Raw genomic sequence first — 17,591 nt, 5'->3', positions numbered from 1 at the left:
TTACTTCGTCATCAAGCACTCATCCACTCCTTTAATATGTTCGAAAAAGTTCGAAAAAGTTTGAAAAAATCATCTTTAAACGCTAAATTGAACATATAGACACTCAAAACCGAACATTTCATTATCGACAAAATGATAGACGTACACTGAAATGTTCCAAACTTTCATTTAAACACACGGCATAGCGAGACATTTAAGGGGCCATAAATGATTAAGAAAAAAGAGGCAGTGGATTTATTCATCGTTGGTGGAGGGATCAACGGCGTGGGTATTGCAGCCGATGCTGCAGGACGAGGCTTATCCGTCTTTCTCTGTGAACAAAATGATTTAGCACAAGCTACCTCTTCTGCAAGCAGCAAGCTTATTCATGGTGGATTACGTTACTTAGAACATTATGAGTTTCGATTAGTCAAAGAGGCGTTAGAAGAAAGAGAAGTCATGCTTAAAAAAGCGCCTCATATTGTCTCTCCTCTTCGTTTTCGTCTTCCACACCAGCCGCATCTTCGCCCTGCATGGATGATCAGAGCCGGATTATTCTTATATGACTTTTTAGGTAAAAGAGAAACACTCAATGGTTCAAAAAGCATTAAATTTGGTCAAAATAGTCCGCTGAAAAGCAGTATTAAAAAAGGATTTGAATACGCAGATTGCTATGTTGATGATGCAAGGCTCGTTGTTCTTAATGCCATTGCCGCTCGAAATAAAGGCGCCAATATCGCCACTCAAACCCGCTGTATCAGTGCCAAACGTAAAAATGGCTTATGGGAAATTCATATCGAAAATAGAATAACCCATGAAAAACAATGTATTTATGCCAAAGGGCTCGTCAATGCTGCAGGCCCTTGGGTTGCTTCATTTATTAAAGAAGGGTTAAACCTAAACCCCGCGCACGGAATACGCCTCATCAAAGGAAGTCACATTATTGTACCTAAAATCCATAATGAGAAAGAAGCGTATATTCTACAAAATGAAGATCAACGTATTGTCTTTGTGATCCCATACCATAATGACTTCTCACTCATAGGTACAACCGATGTGGAATATCAAGGGGATCCCAGCAAAGTGGCCATTTCAAATGAAGAAAAAGCCTACTTGATTAAACTGGTTAATCAACATTTTGAGAAACAAATTAGCACTGACGACATCGTTTCCAGCTTTTCCGGCGTCAGGCCTTTATGTGATGATGAGTCAGACAAAGCTTCTACTATTACTCGTGATTACACCGTTGAAATTGAAGATGACAATGCTACAGCCCCGTTACTCTCAGTTTTTGGAGGGAAAATTACGACATACCGGAAGTTGGCCGAAACAGCATTGCAAAAACTAGCCCCTTATTATGAGCATATGGGGGAAAAATGGACAGCGAGCGCACCGCTGCCAGGGGCAGAAAGCCTTGATATTGATCCTGATAATGTAGTAACGGATCCCCATCATTTTCAACCGAGATTTGAGGCGCAATTACGCACTCACTTTCCATGGTTACCTCAATCAATGCTAACCCGTTTGACGCGCAGTTATGGCACACTTTGCCTAGACTTTCTCGTTGGCGCCACTGCAATAACCGATCTTGGCGAGCACTTTGGTGCTGATCTTTATGCCGCAGAAGTCGACTATTTAATTGACAATGAATGGGCTGTACATGCAGAAGATATTCTTTGGCGTCGTAGTAAATTGGGGTTATATTTAAATGAACTCGAGAAACAAGGTGTTGAGGCTCACCTCGCAAAAAAGTCACCCAAGATTGCGCCTGAGCCTCTATTGAAATATGGCTAAAACATCAAAATAATACCAACCCCTACATGAAAGAGTACAAAATGAGCGAGTCAATAACTCGCTCATTTTCGGTAAAAGCACCTACTTCTACGTTACATAACTTTAAAAGGCAATAAGCATTTCTGCCCCTTCCTTTCAAAAAAGTGCGCCTCGAATTAGGCACTTTTACGCTCTCTGAAAACATGCATCTCGAAGTCTCACGGGTATACATTATCGCTTTCTTTTTAAAAACTCTGCATAGATTTCTAAATCCACTTCATCACCGACAATCGGAATATAACTGTCCATTTCAAAGTCAGAGCGATTAATATGACCCACAGCGCTAAAGCCAATAGTGTATTTCCCTGTCATCCAATTATCAGCGCCGCCATGAAACGTCGCATCAAAGGTCATTGGTTGAGTGACACCTCTCAAGGTCAAATCACCCGCGAATTGAAAACGATTATTCGATAGTGGCGTCACTGTATGGCTAATAAAGGAGGCTTGTGGAAAGCGTTCACTATCAAACCAAGTTGCGTTTTGTAATGTCTCAGCTAAATCGGGGTTATTAATATCAATAGACTCAATCGCCACTGTTGCTTGTAATGAAGCAGCGCCCATATTATCGGGATCAAAGTTTAGCACGGCATCAAATTGATTAAAGCGACCGACATAAGTTGATAAACCCAAATGCTGAATTTTAAACAATAGTGCCGCATGGGTCTTATCCAATTGATATTGACCCGCAGGTAGAGCGATGAACTCCTTCTTCACCGTCGGTGCAAGCCAACTCACACAACTAGAAAGCAATAACAGCATGATAAGAGCTAACAACCCTTTTTTTCGCATTTTTTGTCCTTTTATTGGAGTCTGAATCATTAGACCTTAATCCTTTCTGCTGCTGTTCGTAACGAGTACTCTCAGTGTTATTGGTCATTTTTATAATAATGCTGAAAGTTTGGTATTGTTTTTCAGAATAGATACTCATAAATATTCACTATAGCTAAATCAACAAAAAAGGTGAATGTCAGTTTTCTGAGTGCAATCTGTTGTTATCTCTATTGTATTCAGGATGATCCCTACAATGATAAGAGGTCATCATTTGTGAAAGGTGCCGATATGTAACGTTATCTATTGACGCCATAATCCCTTGTTAAATGCAGTGTTATATATAAAGGTTATCTGATAATGTAAAGCCACAAGTAGAGGTCCACAAGTGCCATAATAAAACATAATATCCTGTGTATTTCGGGGTATACGTTTAAACATATCAAAACCATATATCGCAAATAACATAGCCAATTGTCCCAAAAACAGTAACAAGCAAACATTAACTCGATATTTTATATTGGTATTGGTAAATGAAAAAGTAAGGTATATTCCCAAAGTCCCTAAAACCATTGCAACACCAATAATAAAAAACTCTAATTTCATGCTAACCAAATAAAACGGTGACCACAAAACCCAGAATGTTACTGGTAAAGCGCCAAATATTATATACAGAAATGTAATGATAATATCCATCTCCTATGTATGGGTTGCTAACCCCATCAATGAAGGGCTAAAATTTTAAGCAGCAAAAACTTCTCATTTATACAGTCTAAATTTTACGTTTTCATCAAATTCAACGACTAAGTTTTCAATGGTCATCCATATGTTACGCAAGAGTTTGATGTATATTGATTATTCATTTGCACAGTATGATGTTACCAACAACCTCTCTGAGCATATATCCCTCATTTATACTAAATCATCGTTCTCGTTCACAGTTTTGATAGGCTCTTTCATCTGATATATTTACTGTTTATTTAAATAAAGTTTCTCACGGTATTCATAAATTCCTTTATATCGATATAGAACTGGCCTTTAGATAAAAATACTGTTTACTGTGGATCTTCTTTATGGCCTAAGGGAAAGAGCCATGGTTTTCGGATCTCTGCTGTTTATTCAAGAGGGTAAATGCATCTGTACGCCTTCAACTTCAAGGCAAAGATCATCACAATGATCGCATTGAGCGAGAGACACGGACATCGAACTGGCACTTATACAAGGATTGTCATTTGAAATCGTAGAGCGCCCGAGGATGGATTTATAGCGTGCTCACACAAAAGTCCACTGCAAGCGATATATCACCATTGGAGGCTGGACATAACAAACACTGCTAACCAGTACATGGCTAACATTGTTCATGAGTTACTATGAATAATAAAAGAATCAATGAAATATAACGTTAAAAGGCACAATCTCTTGTCTAAAGTGAGTAGATACTCACTTCCCCACTTCTTTATTAATATGTTTCTTTAAAATAAGATAATTGAGATCCCATAGGTAAGAATTTACCTAAGTTAGCAAAACTCTTAAAGTCAGAAATGCCATATTATGCATATTTTTCTGCTGTTGTTGCCAACTCTTCCCTTCGCCACTATAGTCAATTTCATACCATTTCCTGTCCATAATGTGGAAGGGGGCTTTCATCAACAACAGCAATAATTCACCACCTATAATTCCCAGGTAAAACGACTCTACCCTATCTTTTTTAAGGAGCAGTCAACGCCTTATTATTCAGGTGCAATCACTAATCTTATATCATGTTGATTTAATATCGTTTGAATGGCCCTTGGGGGTTCTTGATCGGTAAATAACACATTAGCTTGATCGATATTACCTAACCTCACCATAGCATTACGGCCAAACTTAGAATGATCGGCGGCTAAAAATACCGTGCGAGAGTTTTTAATAATAGCTTGCGCAATGCGCACTTCTTGATAATCAAAATCCAATAATGAGCCATCATTATCGATACCGCTGATCCCTATTATCCCAAAATCCATTTTAAATTGATCAATAATATCTTGAGTGGCTTCACCTATGACACCACCATCACGGCTTCTGACTATGCCACCGGCAATAATGACATTAAAATCTTCTTTGACCCGTAAAATAGACGCCACATTAATATTGTTCGTCACAATTTGTAAGCCTTTATGCTCCAGTAAGGCCTTAGCAATCGTTTCTGTCGTGGTACCAATGTTAATAAATAATGATGCATTATCAGGAATTTGCTGAGCAACCGTCTCGGCAATTCTTTGTTTTTCAGATAACTGTAAAATTTTTCGCGTACTGTAAGCCGTATTTTCAGTACTGGACTCAGAGCCGGCACCACCATGATGGCGTCGAATGAGTTTTTGATCAGCAAGTTGATTTAAATCTCGTCTGATGGTTTGTGGAGTGACTTCAAAATAGGCGACTAAATCTTCAATCGTAATAAAGCCTTGCTCCTTCACTAGCTCTATGATTTTCATTTGTCGTAATTTTTGACTCATGACTTCACTCTCTCCCACTTACCCAAATACAGCAGCCCCACATACAGTAGCTTGCTTAATAATTATTATCATCATTAAATGCTAACATATCCCACTATCACTTGAAAATTTACACGAGCGGCCACTTCTGTTTGACGCTTTTTAAATAAAACATCAACAACATATGTATCAAACTTGTTACATTTACACTACTTTGATACTATCGAATAAATCGTTAAAAATGCATACAAAAATCCCAAAACGAAAATTAAAGAACAATATCTTCGTTATTCATCTTTAATTTCGGCTTTTTTATGTTTAGTATCGAACATGCATAAACTGATCACATGAATCAATTGACAGCTTAACGATAAAAATAAATCGATTAAATAAAAAATAAGAGGCCCTCATGTCAACCTATATCCTTACTATCGATCAAGGTACTACTAGCTCTCGCGCCATTATCTTTAATGACAAAGGCCTAGTGGTAAGCTCAGCTCAAAAAGAATTCAAACAAATATACCCGAGTAATGGTTGGGTTGAGCATGATCCAGAAGAAATCTGGGCTACGACTCTTTCCACTTGCCACCAAGCATTGGCAAACAAAGGATTAAGCGGCACTGATATTTCATGTATTGGAATCACCAATCAAAGAGAAACCACCATCATTTGGGACAAAGAAACTGGCGAGCCTATTTATAATGCCATTGTCTGGCAAGATAGACGAACCGCCGATTATTGCCAAGAACTGATTAATAACGGCTTTGAAGAAACAGTCATGGACAAAACAGGCCTGTTAGTCGATCCTTACTTTTCAGGTACGAAAATAAAATGGATTTTAGACAATGTCCCCGGCGCTCGCACTCGAGCAGAAAATGGCGAGCTGGCATTCGGTACAGTCGATACTTTCTTATTATGGCGTTTAACAGCTGGCAAAAGTCATATGACTGACGCCACCAATGCATCACGCACCCTACTGTTTAATATTCATCAGCAAGAATGGGATCAAGCATTAATGGATAGACTCGAAGTTCCAGCCAACATACTGCCTGAAGTCAAAGATTGTAGCGCGCACTTTGGCACAACAGAGAAAAGCATTTTTGGTGAAGAAGTATTGATTTCAGCCATGGCGGGGGATCAACATGCAGCCTTGATAGGTCAAGCCTGTTTTGAAAAAGGCATGGTTAAAAGCACTTATGGTACGGGATGTTTCATGATGCTCAATACTGGCGATGAGGCACTTCGTTCAAAAAATAGATTGTTAACCACGGTAGGTTACCGATTAGATGGCAAAGTCACCTACGCAATAGAAGGCAGTATTTTTGTTGCAGGCGCTGCAGTGCAATGGTTAAGAGATGGCATTAATCTGATTGAGCATGCTCATGAAACCGAATCTCTTGCTGAAAAAACACCCGTTGATCATGGCGTTTATATGGTGCCAGCTTTCACAGGACTCGGTGCACCTTATTGGGATCCACAAGCAAGAGGGGCCATTTTAGGCATCACCCGTGATACGGGGATTGGTGAGATTGTCAGTGCTGGACTGCAATCTGTTTGCTATCAAACAAAAGATCTTAAACGCGCAATGGAAAGTGATGGCGCTGTTCGTCCAAGTACACTCCGTGTCGATGGAGGCATGGTCGGGAATAATTGGGTCGTTCAGTTTCTTTCTGATATACTAGGCGCCACCGTTGACCGCCCAGTTGTACAAGAAACAACGGCCTTGGGCGCAGCATACCTTGCAGGCCTGTATACAGGTACCTTCAAGTCTCTTGAGCAGATCAGCCAACTTTGGCACTGCGAACAAAGCTTTAACCCCAATATGGATAAAGCGCTTCAAAACACACTTTATGATGGCTGGTTAGATGCCGTATCTCGAATACGCTCTAACTAACAGATAGTTGTCTTTAATATGTTCCAACTCAAAGACACACGATACCAATTATAAAGGAGATAATGATTGTGGAATATTTATTAGGTGAATTTTTAGGAAGTCTATTTTTGATTTTATTTGGCGGCGGTGTTGTAGCCAATGTCGTATTATCAAAATCAAAAGGCAATAATGGGGGGTGGATCACTATCACTGCAGGCTGGGCCTTTGCAGTGATGATTGGTGTTTTTGTTGCCACATCAAGCGGCTCCCCACAAGCCGATATTAATCCGGCGGTGACATTAGCAAAATACTTTCTAGGTGTCTATGACTCACTTTATTACGTCATTACCGCCAGTCTGGCTCAAATCGCGGGCTGCTTTGTCGGCGCCAGTTTAGTTTGGCTCACATACCTCCCTCACTGGAAAGAAACGGAAGACAAAGAGGCTAAACTCGCTGTTTTTTGTACTTCCCCTGCTATAGCACATTCACCCAGTAACCTCATTACTGAAATTATTGGCACCGTTGCCCTTATTTTTGGCATTGGTGCCATCGTTTCATCTGGCGATATAGCCGCAGCGGCAGTCCCTTACCTCGTTGCTATGCTCGTTTGGGGTATTGGCCTATCTTTGGGAGGACCCACAGGTTATGCCATTAATCCTGCTCGTGACTTAGGGCCTCGCATTGCCCATGCCATTTTACCCATTGCTAATAAAGGCACTTCGCAATGGCATTATGCTTGGGTTCCCATTATTGGTCCCTTACTGGGCGCCATTTTAGCTGCAACATTATGGAATAACCTTCTGTAATAAAACTTTCCTAATGCAATGAGTTATTGGTATCAAAATAACCATAACTCATTTGCTTTATTCCTGTACCAATAAAGGTTCCAACTGAAGCGTCACTCTCCTGTCAAAAACGTTATTTTCCAATGAAGCTTTTTCAGCCACAGGAAAGCGATCGCCAAACGCCACTGTGACTAACCGACTTTCATCCACGCCTTGCCGTTCTAAATATTGCATAACCTCAGCCACTCTTTGTTCTGAAAGTGCCTGATTAAAATCATTATTACCTTGACGATCAGCATAGCCTGTTAAGGTGATCACCCACTGAGGAGATAATTGCATCACACTTGCCACTTCTTGTAATTGCGTTTTAAAATGGGCTTCAATCTCAGATGATCCCGTTTTGAATTGCACTGTTAATCCTACAGACAGCATGGACAATACTTGCTCAGCTTTCTCATATTGTTCTTGCTTTGCCAAAAACACGGCATGCTTTTGTTCCAGCCTTTCAATCTCAGCTCGGCTCTGTGCAAGTTGCAACTGCTTATCCTCTAGCGCTGTTTGCTTATCAGTGCTCTTACCTATCAGTCCACCAGTAAAAGCACCTATTATCGCACCTAATGGCCCACCGACTGCAGCCCCCACAACAATGCCGGAACCTAATCCTATCCAAGTCCCCTCTTGTGCTGTCTCTGTTGGTAACGTTTTGTGAAAATTGTCTTCCCGAGCAACACTCACATTGATCTGAGACACATTGATAATACCGACTAACAACCAGGTTATTACGTTTTTTTTCATTTTACTCCCTCATGACTCGATATCTTATGACTTTCTTGCTTAAGCACCTCGCTATGGTTCTATATAAACAAAAATAAATATCATTGGAGAGGAAACCTTATGGTCAATTAACGATGAAACATGACATAAAAATGGCGCTGTACTTTTTATTTTGCATATTTTTGGCTTCTTTAATCCATCATTAACTAAATAAAAAATGATTCGTAAACCAATTAATTTATTTTTTATGATTATTTTGTTATTAACATTGATGCAAATATTATTAAGCATTAATGTAGAGATTAAAATACTAAAAAGCTTAAGGGTATAGTCGCATCTTATACTAAGTATAGAATATCATAAAATTTAAAAATAAAAATAAATCACATATAAAACAGATAATAACTAATTACAAATAAAATATACTCACTCGCTCCAATTTTTAGACATTAAGTCTTATCTTTCCTAAGCTGTATAAATCAAACTTGCGATACCACATCGTGAGATATTATTTTTTATTTTTCTAACCCGTTTATATAACAAGGAGTCTGTTATGTTGGTTAAATTGGGTTTTAAGTTAATAACCTCTCATCAGTTTCATTTATTTTTAGTGAGTGTCAGTTTTATTTTATTACTTTCATACCAAAGTAAAAGTTTTGCTGAAGTAAAAGCTGAAACCGATGTCAATCAATGGCAAGCCATGGATATCGGTAATGCCAATTACCCTGGTTCACACGTTATTGATAATGAGCAATTAATCACCATCCAAGGTTCAGGTAATGATATATGGAATAACCAAGATGATTTTTATTTTCTCTATAAAAACATCACTGGCAATGCCACCATTATCACTAAAGTACACAGTATCGAAAATACTCATCCTTGGGCCAAAGCGGCCATCATGTTCAGAGAAACATTAGCCAGTGATTCTGTTAATGTTGCCCTGGATTATTCAGCCCACGAACATATTGCTTTTCAATGGCGTCCTGTTGCCAATAACCGCTCCTACTATTGGGGTAAGAACGTCGGCACAGGCCCTGTTTGGCTCAAACTACAAAGAGAAGGCAATCTATTTACAGGGTATTATTCTTTTGATGGGGAAAACTGGCTACAAACCACCAGTAAAACCGTCCCTATGGGGGAAAGTTATTATGTCGGATTAGCTGCAAGCCCCCATGTAACCACCAGCAATGCAGAAGCCATATTCTCCAATGTCGATGTACTTCAAGATTACAATGATAAAGCTAAAGTCTACCTCATGGCAGGACAGTCTAACATGGAAGGCTATGGCGCCAATAGTGGTTTAGCGGCCACATCTGGGGCGGACTTAACGGGTACTCGAGATGATGTATTTATTCAAAATATCATCTCCAACACTCGAGGATTAAGTGGACTTCAGCCAGGATTTGGCTCACGCAGTAGTCATTTTGGAGTCGAGCTAAAAATGGGTAATGTGCTGGGTAATGTATTAGCTGAAGATATTTACTTATTCAAAGGGGCAAAAGGAGGAACGACTTTAGATAATACAGCCCATTGGCGCCCACAAGCCTTTGGTGGAGAGAGTGGCAATTTATATGAACAGCTCATCACAGGTTTTAATGCTTTTTTACAAAATGAGCTGATAGCCAACAATATTGACTATGAACTCGCAGGCTTTATTTGGTTTCAAGGCTATAATGATACCTTTGGCAGCGAACTCCTTTATGAAAACCACTTAACGAACCTGATAAGTGCCGTCAGGCAAGATCTCAATCGTGCCGATTTACCCGTCATCATTACACAAATTAACGATAACCGAGGCCTGGCAGGTGACATCGTTATGGCGGCGCAAGCCAATGTGGCCAATAACGACCCCTTAGCAGCATTAGTCTATACTGGCGATCAACGCCCTTACTATCATTACGGTAGCGACAGTTATGTTGTTATTGGTGAGCGTATCGCTCAGGCCTGCCTGCCTTTGTTAAATTATGCAACTGCCTTAAAAGATAGCTACACCCTCTCACCTAATACAGTCCTCAATATCAACACATTGCAAGGTGTCTTGACGAACGATAAAAATGCTAGCGTAGCGGAGCTCACACAAAATGTAACGAATGGTAGCTTAATGCTCAACCTCGATGGCAGCTTTCAATATACACCAAATGCTAATTTTAAGGGGCGAGACAGGTTTACTTACGCCACAAAACACAACGGTAGATTAGGAAATAGTGTCAAGGTTGATTTATGGGTGAGGGAGTCAAGCGACCCACTGGTACTGCATTACACTTTTGATAACAATAACGCTAGCCCTATTCTTGATAGCGCCTCAGGCATCCCCGCCTATATTGCCAAAACAGGGATCACCTTTGAGCACTCAGGGGCCATTAATACCGCCGCGTATTTTGACGGTAATACTGTGTTGCACTATTTGAGCGAATACCCTGTATATGATTTTCTCGATCTCAACACTGACAACGACTTTAGCCTTTCTGCATGGGTCAAGCCAGACTCTGGTGTTATCAGTGAACAAATCATTATCAGTAATAAATATTACTACAACAGCCGCTCAGGGTTTGCACTCACTTTGGCTAATAATGGCACAGGCCTTAAAGCCTATGTTGGCAGTTATGATCACATTAATCATACCAGTAAAGCCAAGAGCTTTATTGCCGGAAATGTGAACCTCACCGATGGACAATGGCATCATGTTGCCGCCACTTTTGGTTTTTCCAATAACCAGTTATCGATCTACATAGATGGTCTACTGGCTGGACAAACCAATTTAACAGGATTAGTGGGTGACATTAATAAATATGAATCAGCTATCGGCGATGGTTCGGGCGGAGGCGATGGTAAATCTAACGCCTATCAAGGCTATATGGATGATTTACGTTTGTATCAAAAAGCCTTATCAGATACGGAAGTTGCTCAACTTTACGCAAGATAAACCACCTTATCTAGGCTATTGCATACCCAGTGTGACGGCCTAGATGACTTCACTGTTTCATTGATAGCCTGACAATAGAGCCTACCTGATAAGCAGTGAGCTCTCTTATTCACCGTATAAGGAATATCGAGCAAGGAGGCACATCACTCCCGCAAAAACATTACAACACAAGGTTAACGAGAAAGGAAATTGGTTTTATTTCTCGTTAGCTAAACGATCAATAATTAAAGATTAAGGAAAATAAAATGAACACTTATCATTGTCGTTTTATTAAGCAGGCCTATGTCTTTGCAAGTATTATGATCTTAATACTTTATAGTAGCTTAAGTTTTGCTTCTAGCATTTCATCATGGCAACAAAAGGATATCGGCCAAGTCAATTACCCTGGTAATGCTGTCGAAATATTGGATATTATTACCTTAACAGGCTCAGGTAATGATATTTGGGGGATGCAAGATGATTTTTATTATGTCTATGTTCCCATTTCAGGTAATGCCAGTATTACAGTGAGTGTGTTAAGTGTAGAAAATACACATCCATGGGCCAAAGGAGCCGTCATGTTTAGAGAAAGTCTGGATACTGGCGCAAAAAATGTGGCACTGGATTATTCCGCTCATGAACATGTCGCATTTCAATGGCGCGCTGATGATAATGCACGCTCATATTATTGGGGGAAAAATGTGGGTGCAGGCCCAGTATGGTTAAAACTCTCCCGAGAAGGAGATACCTTCACGGGTCATTACTCCCTTGATGGCAATAATTGGTTACTCACTACCCAAAAAACCATTCCTATGACAGAAGAGATTTATTTAGGGTTAGCTGGTAGCCCTCATGTCACGACCCAAAACAATGAAGTACGGTTTGATGGACTTTTAGTTGAGTCCTCCAATCCAAACAATGCGTGTCAAATTCAAGGGGCCCAGTGCGGCGCCATCAACGATGGCAATGGCGGCACTCTTGAATGTGGAATATGTTCAACCAATGAAGCCTGTGACCAAAATCTTTGTCAACCTATTGATGAGCCACAAATCGTTGCGGCTTGTCATGCTTTTGGCGCTCAATGTGGCGTCATTCGTGATGGTTTAGGCAACACACTGGGCTGTGGCACTTGCGATACAGGCTCAACCTGCTCCAGCAACCGCTGTGAAGCCAGCTGTTCGCTAACACAAATCGATGACGGCACCTTTGACCATTTATTTAGTTATACTCCGTTACAGTTTACCTACGCTGATCTGTCTGATAATCAACATCCAGTCACCACCAGTTTACGTGAACACAATAGTGAAGGTCTCTTTCCGTTTGAGAGCCGAGTGGATATGAATGATAAAAGCGTGACGATAGATTTTACCGATCAGTCTGTTTCAACACCGATGACGCTTTCTTTTAAACTGACACCCACTACAGACAGTCAAAGTGGTACTGTGCTTAGCAGTAATACACTGATAATTGAAGAAGTATTAGGCAAAATAAACAGCACACTAGAAACCCAAACAACGCCCATTACAGTCAATAATGATAACGGCGTGCTGAAACATCGAAGCTGTAATCATTATGCACTACAGCTCAGTGATGACAAAATAACCACCTTTTTAAATGGTCATCAACAAGACACTTTAATGGATACATCACAGCTGCAAGCCCTAACAGGAAAACTCACCGTAGGCCCTTATGCTGGTAAAGTATGGGACTTGAGAATATTTAATAACAGCTTAAGCCCAGATCAAATTCAAGCACTTGGTGAAGAATGCAGTGACACAACAGTGATGACCCCTCCCGATCCTGAATACCCAATGTATATGTGTAATGTGTATTATTGTATCTTCTGGCCAGAAGGTATCACTGATACGACTCAAGAAAGTTTTGAATATCAACTCAGTGGCCATGATATGACCTGGGAACATAATGTGATGACAACAGGTATGTATAAACACGAAGCCTTTTGTGAGGAATTTGCCAAACCCAGACAGCTGCTTCTCACTGAAGGTTACCGAAAGGCTTGGGTCAGCAAGTTTAACTTCGATAATCCTTGGAATCAGTATGTGTTACATGAAAACTTCCATGCTTATCAATCAAGAACGGGAGGCGGAACCAAATTCCTTGCGGAGTCCAGTGCTTCATGGGGAGCCTTTTCTCAAAAGCCCACAGCCAAAGATACTTTGCTTGGCTACTATACCCTTCAGCCACAACTCTCATTGTGGACAACTCAAAGCTCAGTGTATGAAGATGGCATTATCGATTACTTCAAAGGGGGTCATCAATATGGTGCCAGCGTATTTGAACATTACGTAACCCATAATATCCTCAGTGATAACTTTATTGGCTATGTCTTTAATCGTAATGTCCATAATCTCGCACCATTAAGCGGTAAACCTACAGAAGCCATGTATACCTTACTGGAAAATGCAGGCTTTGACATGAGAGATGTTTTTTCTGATTTCAGTGCCCAGATCATGACATGGGATATGCCCTTTGGCGACACCTTCCTCGATTCTGAAATCGCCTCTTATAATCGAATGGTGAGTGTTAACAATCGTCGTGAGGTACCTTATCCAGAAGAAGAGGTCGACAATAAAGTCACGGAGTTTTATGATGTCAACGGTACAGGTGATGCATGGCATACGGTTCCAAGTCGATATAAAATAGCCTCTTGGGCTTATAATGCCTATGAAGTTGATGTCACTGAAGATACGCTATATGAAATCGGCGTTAATCCTGCAATAACTAACCCTGATTATGCAGAGTTTAGAGTGCAAGTTGTTGTCTATAACCCCGTCACAGGAGAGCGTACTTACTATAAATTACCGCACCCCAGTGCCGGTAGCGCTCAAACCATGGATGTCAACACATCCGCAGGCGACACACTCTATTTAGTCGTTGCCAGTACGCCTTCAACCCGATTCATTAATTTTGAAAGCTATAATTATGATTATTTAATCCGTCCTAAATAATTATCGTCATAGTAAGTTCAAGCAAGGTTGATGCTATTCCTCTTTTTGAGATATAGCATCAATCTCTTCCGTTCTTTACGACCTTCAAGCTCACTTTCATCACGGTATATTAAGCCAACTTAATGATAAATTGTGTCCACAATATGGCAATGGTATTTGAGGGCTGCTCATCTTGAGGATTTACTGTATAGTCATGCGCTAACTATCACTCGCCGTATATGAGTCTACAATCACAAATGAAACGTATTGCCATTGTTGAAGATGAACCCGCTATTAGAGAAAATTACACCGAAGTATTAGAACAACAAGGTTACCAAGTCCTAGCATACGCCAATCGTCTCAGTGCCATGCAAGCTTTTCAAATCAGACTCCCAGATTTAGCGATTATTGATATTGGTTTAGAAAATGAAATTGATGGTGGTTTTACATTATGTCAGTCCCTTCGAAGCCTATCCACAAGTTTACCTATCATCTTTCTCACCGCAAGAGACAGTGATTTTGATACCGTTTGTGGCTTACGTCTTGGCGCCGATGATTACTTAAGTAAAGAAGTGAGCTTTCCCCATTTATTAGCCAGGCTGGCTGCACTTTTTAGACGTTCAGCTTTACAAGATAGCCAAACGCCTCAAGAGAGTTTAATAGAGCATGGCCATTTACGTATTGATCTCAACAGAATGTTAGTCCACTGGAAAAGCCAAGCCATTGATCTTACAGTCACTGAATTTTGGATGGTGCATGCTTTAGCCAAGCGTCCGGGTCATGTGCGTCACCGCCAAGCACTCATGGCAGACGCTAAAATATTTGTCGATGACAGTACCATCACTTCACACATCAAGCGGATCCGAAAAAAATTTATAGAACAAGATCCCCACTTTCATTGTATTGATACCGTATATGGTATGGGATATCGCTGGGATCCCCAATCTTAAAATATGGTTAATTTTCCCATGGGCCTACGAACAAAAGTGGCTATTTTATCACTCTTTTTACTGTGCCTTCCTTGGCTTGGGTACCAGTATGTGTGGGAAATGGAAAAATATTTACGCCACGGCCAAGAGAAAACCTTAGAAGGCACCACCCAAGCGTTAGCAACAGCCTTACATGAGCGACCAACACTCTTTAATAATCAAGCCAGCTTTTTAACACAAGTCAAAAAAGGACGAGATTTGTACGCTTATCCGCTATCAAGGCCCATACAACTTGATGGTAAGCGAAATGATTGGCAAGCTTATTGGCATAACGCCATAGAGTATGGTGAAAATAATCTCATTTATCAACGCGATCCTAGCCAGAAATTAGGTATTCATTTTACCCATATCGTAGGCAAGTATGCGGGTTACTTGTATGCTTTTTTCGAAGTCACCGATCCCCATGTTGTTTATCGCGGTGTGAATTCATTGAGCATTGATAAAAATGATCATTTAGCCATTGCAACACTAGCACCAGATGGGCAATTTAAACGCTATATTGTTTCCACCACGCAAGATGGCTGGATCAATGCTTTTCAGCTACCAATGGACCCCAGCCAATCTAGGCCCGTCACCCCTGAAATTAAAATTCAGGGACAATGGCGTAAAACCCAACAAGGCTATAATATTGAATTGCGTATACCGCTGAATATGTTGGGCAGTAAATTAGGTTTTGCCTTGTATGACGTTAACGATAACCAGAATCGGCAACTCGATGCCATTGTAGGAACTTCTGCTATTGATGATGTGAATAAGCTGGGTACAGTCCTTGTCCCCTCTCCTGAAATAGAGCAAATCATTAAAGGTATGGGGCATAATCATTCTCGCATTTGGGTACTGGATAATCACGGCAGAGTATTGGCTCGCTCAGGGGATTTACACGACAATCAAAATAACTGGGCACAATCGTTTAACGACTCGCAACCCCAAAATGTTTGGCAAACCATCAAGCAAACTTACTTGCATCCTCTCTATGCAAAAATATTAACCACCCCTCCTAAAGACTTTATTGATACCCTTGAAGATTCAACTTTACTCGAAGGCAACTACATCAGTGCAGCGCTAAAGGGTCAACAAGGATCCGGTTGGCGTTTAACCCCAGATAAAAAAGCGGTTGTTCTCGCAGCGGCCAGTCCAATTTGGATTGATAGTAATGTCATGGGCGTCGTCGTTGCTGAAGAAACCACCCATGGGATTAGAACCCTTCGTAATAAAGCACTGGAGAAACTGTTTGATATGATCATTACCGTCATGGGCATGGGGACGTTAGCATTGTTTTTCTTCGCATCGAGTATATCAAATCGGATCCGGCGATTAAGAGATGATGCAGAGCAAGCCATTGATACACAAGGTCGTATCACTCGACCTATCGTTCCCTCAACCAATAGGGATGAAATCGGTGATTTATCCCGTAGTTTCGCCAATATCGTGACTCGACTAGGCCAATATAACCACTATCTCGAAAATATGTCTTCTCGCTTATCTCACGAACTGCGAACCCCTGTAGCGGTTGTTCGGTCATCACTTGAACATTTAAGTTTACAATCATTAGCGCCGAGTACGGATAAATATGTCATTCGCGCTCAAGAAGGCATTAATCGACTCAGCATGATTATAAACTACATGAGTGAAGCCACAAGGCTGGAGCAAAGTATCACACAAGCTGAAACAGAGGTTTTCCCACTCACCGATGTGATCAACGGTTGTATTCAAGGCTACCAACTAACCTACCCTCATCAAGTGTTTAGATTAAACCTACCCTCGCAAGCTGTTTTCATTAATGGAGTACCTGAATATATCGCTCAACTCATGGATAAGCTTATTGCGAATGCACTTGAATTTAGTGAAACAGGCAAATCCATCGATATTGCCTTAGTCAAGCTTCCAAACCGTAAATCAGAACCAACAGACAAAAACAAAACAAATAAACACCAGCAAATACAACTTACCGTCTTTAACCAAGGTCCTTTATTGCCCCATGATATGTCAGAAGCGATATTTGAATCCATGATCTCCATTCGCCCAATGGATCATTCCTCTAAAATTAAAGCTCAACAAAATGAAAAACCCCACCTTGGGCTAGGTCTCTATATTGCTAGGCTCATCACCCAATTTCATCAAGGTCATATTCTTGCTCAAAACCATATCGATGAAAAAAACCAGCAACAAGGCGTTGAGATCAGCATAACATTCCCCATAACTGAGCCTCCAACGTAAATACGACTGCATTCTATATCGGGCATTTTCCACCGAGTTGTACATT

The 17,591-nt window shown here is 40.6% G+C and carries 10 protein-coding genes; 7 read left to right on the top strand and 3 right to left on the bottom strand.

Annotated features, from left to right (window positions below):
- Nucleotides 1-207: 207 nt before the first annotated feature.
- Nucleotides 208-1,773 carry a glycerol-3-phosphate dehydrogenase gene (gene glpD / locus Q0779_RS03220; protein WP_298769445.1) on the top strand — a complete coding sequence of 522 codons (1,566 nt, stop codon included), beginning with the start codon at nucleotides 208-210 and terminating at the stop codon, nucleotides 1,771-1,773.
- Nucleotides 1,774-1,983: 210 nt separating this feature from the next.
- Here glpD and Q0779_RS03215 read toward each other — a convergent pair whose 3' ends face one another.
- Together Q0779_RS03215 and Q0779_RS03210 are read right to left on the bottom strand one after the other, a co-directional pair.
- Entirely contained in the window at nucleotides 1,984-2,631 is a 648-nt protein-coding gene (locus Q0779_RS03215) for a YceI family protein (protein WP_298769443.1), read from the bottom strand.
- A 1,679-nt stretch (nucleotides 2,632-4,310) separates the two neighbouring features.
- On the bottom strand, nucleotides 4,311-5,075 hold the full coding sequence (locus Q0779_RS03210; RefSeq protein ID WP_298769441.1) for a DeoR/GlpR family transcriptional regulator: 765 nt from the start codon (nucleotides 5,073-5,075) through the stop codon (nucleotides 4,311-4,313).
- A 388-nt stretch (nucleotides 5,076-5,463) separates the two neighbouring features.
- Here Q0779_RS03210 and glpK point away from each other — a divergent pair, with 388 nt between their 5' ends.
- Together glpK and Q0779_RS03200 are read left to right on the top strand one after the other, a co-directional pair.
- Complete coding sequence (glpK, locus tag Q0779_RS03205; RefSeq protein WP_298769439.1) at nucleotides 5,464-6,948, top strand: glycerol kinase GlpK; 1,485 nt, start codon at nucleotides 5,464-5,466, stop codon at nucleotides 6,946-6,948.
- Between the two features lie 62 nt (nucleotides 6,949-7,010).
- Entirely contained in the window at nucleotides 7,011-7,733 is a 723-nt protein-coding gene (locus tag Q0779_RS03200) for an MIP/aquaporin family protein (protein ID WP_298769437.1), read from the top strand.
- Between the two features lie 57 nt (nucleotides 7,734-7,790).
- Here Q0779_RS03200 and pdsO read toward each other — a convergent pair whose 3' ends face one another.
- Nucleotides 7,791-8,507 carry a sortase-associated OmpA-like protein PdsO gene (gene pdsO / locus Q0779_RS03195; RefSeq protein WP_298769435.1) on the bottom strand — a complete coding sequence of 239 codons (717 nt, stop codon included), beginning with the start codon at nucleotides 8,505-8,507 and terminating at the stop codon, nucleotides 7,791-7,793.
- A gap of 532 nt (nucleotides 8,508-9,039) precedes the next feature.
- On the opposite strand from pdsO, the gene Q0779_RS03190 reads away from it, so the two are divergent.
- From Q0779_RS03190 to pdsS, 4 genes are all read left to right on the top strand, one after another.
- On the top strand, nucleotides 9,040-11,412 hold the full coding sequence (locus Q0779_RS03190) for a LamG-like jellyroll fold domain-containing protein (protein WP_298769433.1): 2,373 nt from the start codon (nucleotides 9,040-9,042) through the stop codon (nucleotides 11,410-11,412).
- A gap of 245 nt (nucleotides 11,413-11,657) precedes the next feature.
- Entirely contained in the window at nucleotides 11,658-14,360 is a 2,703-nt protein-coding gene (locus Q0779_RS03185) for a hypothetical protein (RefSeq protein WP_298769431.1), read from the top strand.
- A 236-nt stretch (nucleotides 14,361-14,596) separates the two neighbouring features.
- Entirely contained in the window at nucleotides 14,597-15,289 is a 693-nt protein-coding gene (gene pdsR / locus Q0779_RS03180) for a proteobacterial dedicated sortase system response regulator (RefSeq protein ID WP_298769831.1), read from the top strand.
- Nucleotides 15,290-15,292: 3 nt separating this feature from the next.
- Nucleotides 15,293-17,545 carry a proteobacterial dedicated sortase system histidine kinase gene (gene pdsS / locus Q0779_RS03175; RefSeq protein WP_298769428.1) on the top strand — a complete coding sequence of 751 codons (2,253 nt, stop codon included), beginning with the start codon at nucleotides 15,293-15,295 and terminating at the stop codon, nucleotides 17,543-17,545.
- The last annotated feature ends 46 nt before the right edge of the window (nucleotides 17,546-17,591 follow it).

Origin of the sequence: uncultured Shewanella sp. (genome assembly GCF_947491715.1) — a bacterium.
Taxonomy (GTDB): Bacteria; Pseudomonadota; Gammaproteobacteria; order Enterobacterales; family Shewanellaceae; genus Shewanella.
This window is presented reverse-complemented; position numbering and strand designations above follow the sequence as displayed.

Bases quoted from the DNA above. Each gene is read 5' to 3' on its own strand.
- pdsR (WP_298769831.1), top strand. From the start codon at position 14,597: ATGAAACGTATTGCCATTGTTGAAGATGAACCCGCTATTAGAGAAAAT.
- glpK (WP_298769439.1), top strand. From the start codon at position 5,464: ATGTCAACCTATATCCTTACTATCGATCAAGGTACTACTAGCTCTCGC.
- Q0779_RS03185 (WP_298769431.1), top strand. From the start codon at position 11,658: ATGAACACTTATCATTGTCGTTTTATTAAGCAGGCCTATGTCTTTGCA.
- Q0779_RS03215 (WP_298769443.1), bottom strand. From the start codon at position 2,631: ATGATTCAGACTCCAATAAAAGGACAAAAAATGCGAAAAAAAGGGTTG.
- pdsS (WP_298769428.1), top strand. From the start codon at position 15,293: ATGGTTAATTTTCCCATGGGCCTACGAACAAAAGTGGCTATTTTATCA.
- Q0779_RS03190 (WP_298769433.1), top strand. From the start codon at position 9,040: ATGTTGGTTAAATTGGGTTTTAAGTTAATAACCTCTCATCAGTTTCAT.
- Q0779_RS03200 (WP_298769437.1), top strand. From the start codon at position 7,011: ATGATTGTGGAATATTTATTAGGTGAATTTTTAGGAAGTCTATTTTTG.
- pdsO (WP_298769435.1), bottom strand. From the start codon at position 8,507: ATGAAAAAAAACGTAATAACCTGGTTGTTAGTCGGTATTATCAATGTG.
- glpD (WP_298769445.1), top strand. From the start codon at position 208: ATGATTAAGAAAAAAGAGGCAGTGGATTTATTCATCGTTGGTGGAGGG.
- Q0779_RS03210 (WP_298769441.1), bottom strand. From the start codon at position 5,075: ATGAGTCAAAAATTACGACAAATGAAAATCATAGAGCTAGTGAAGGAG.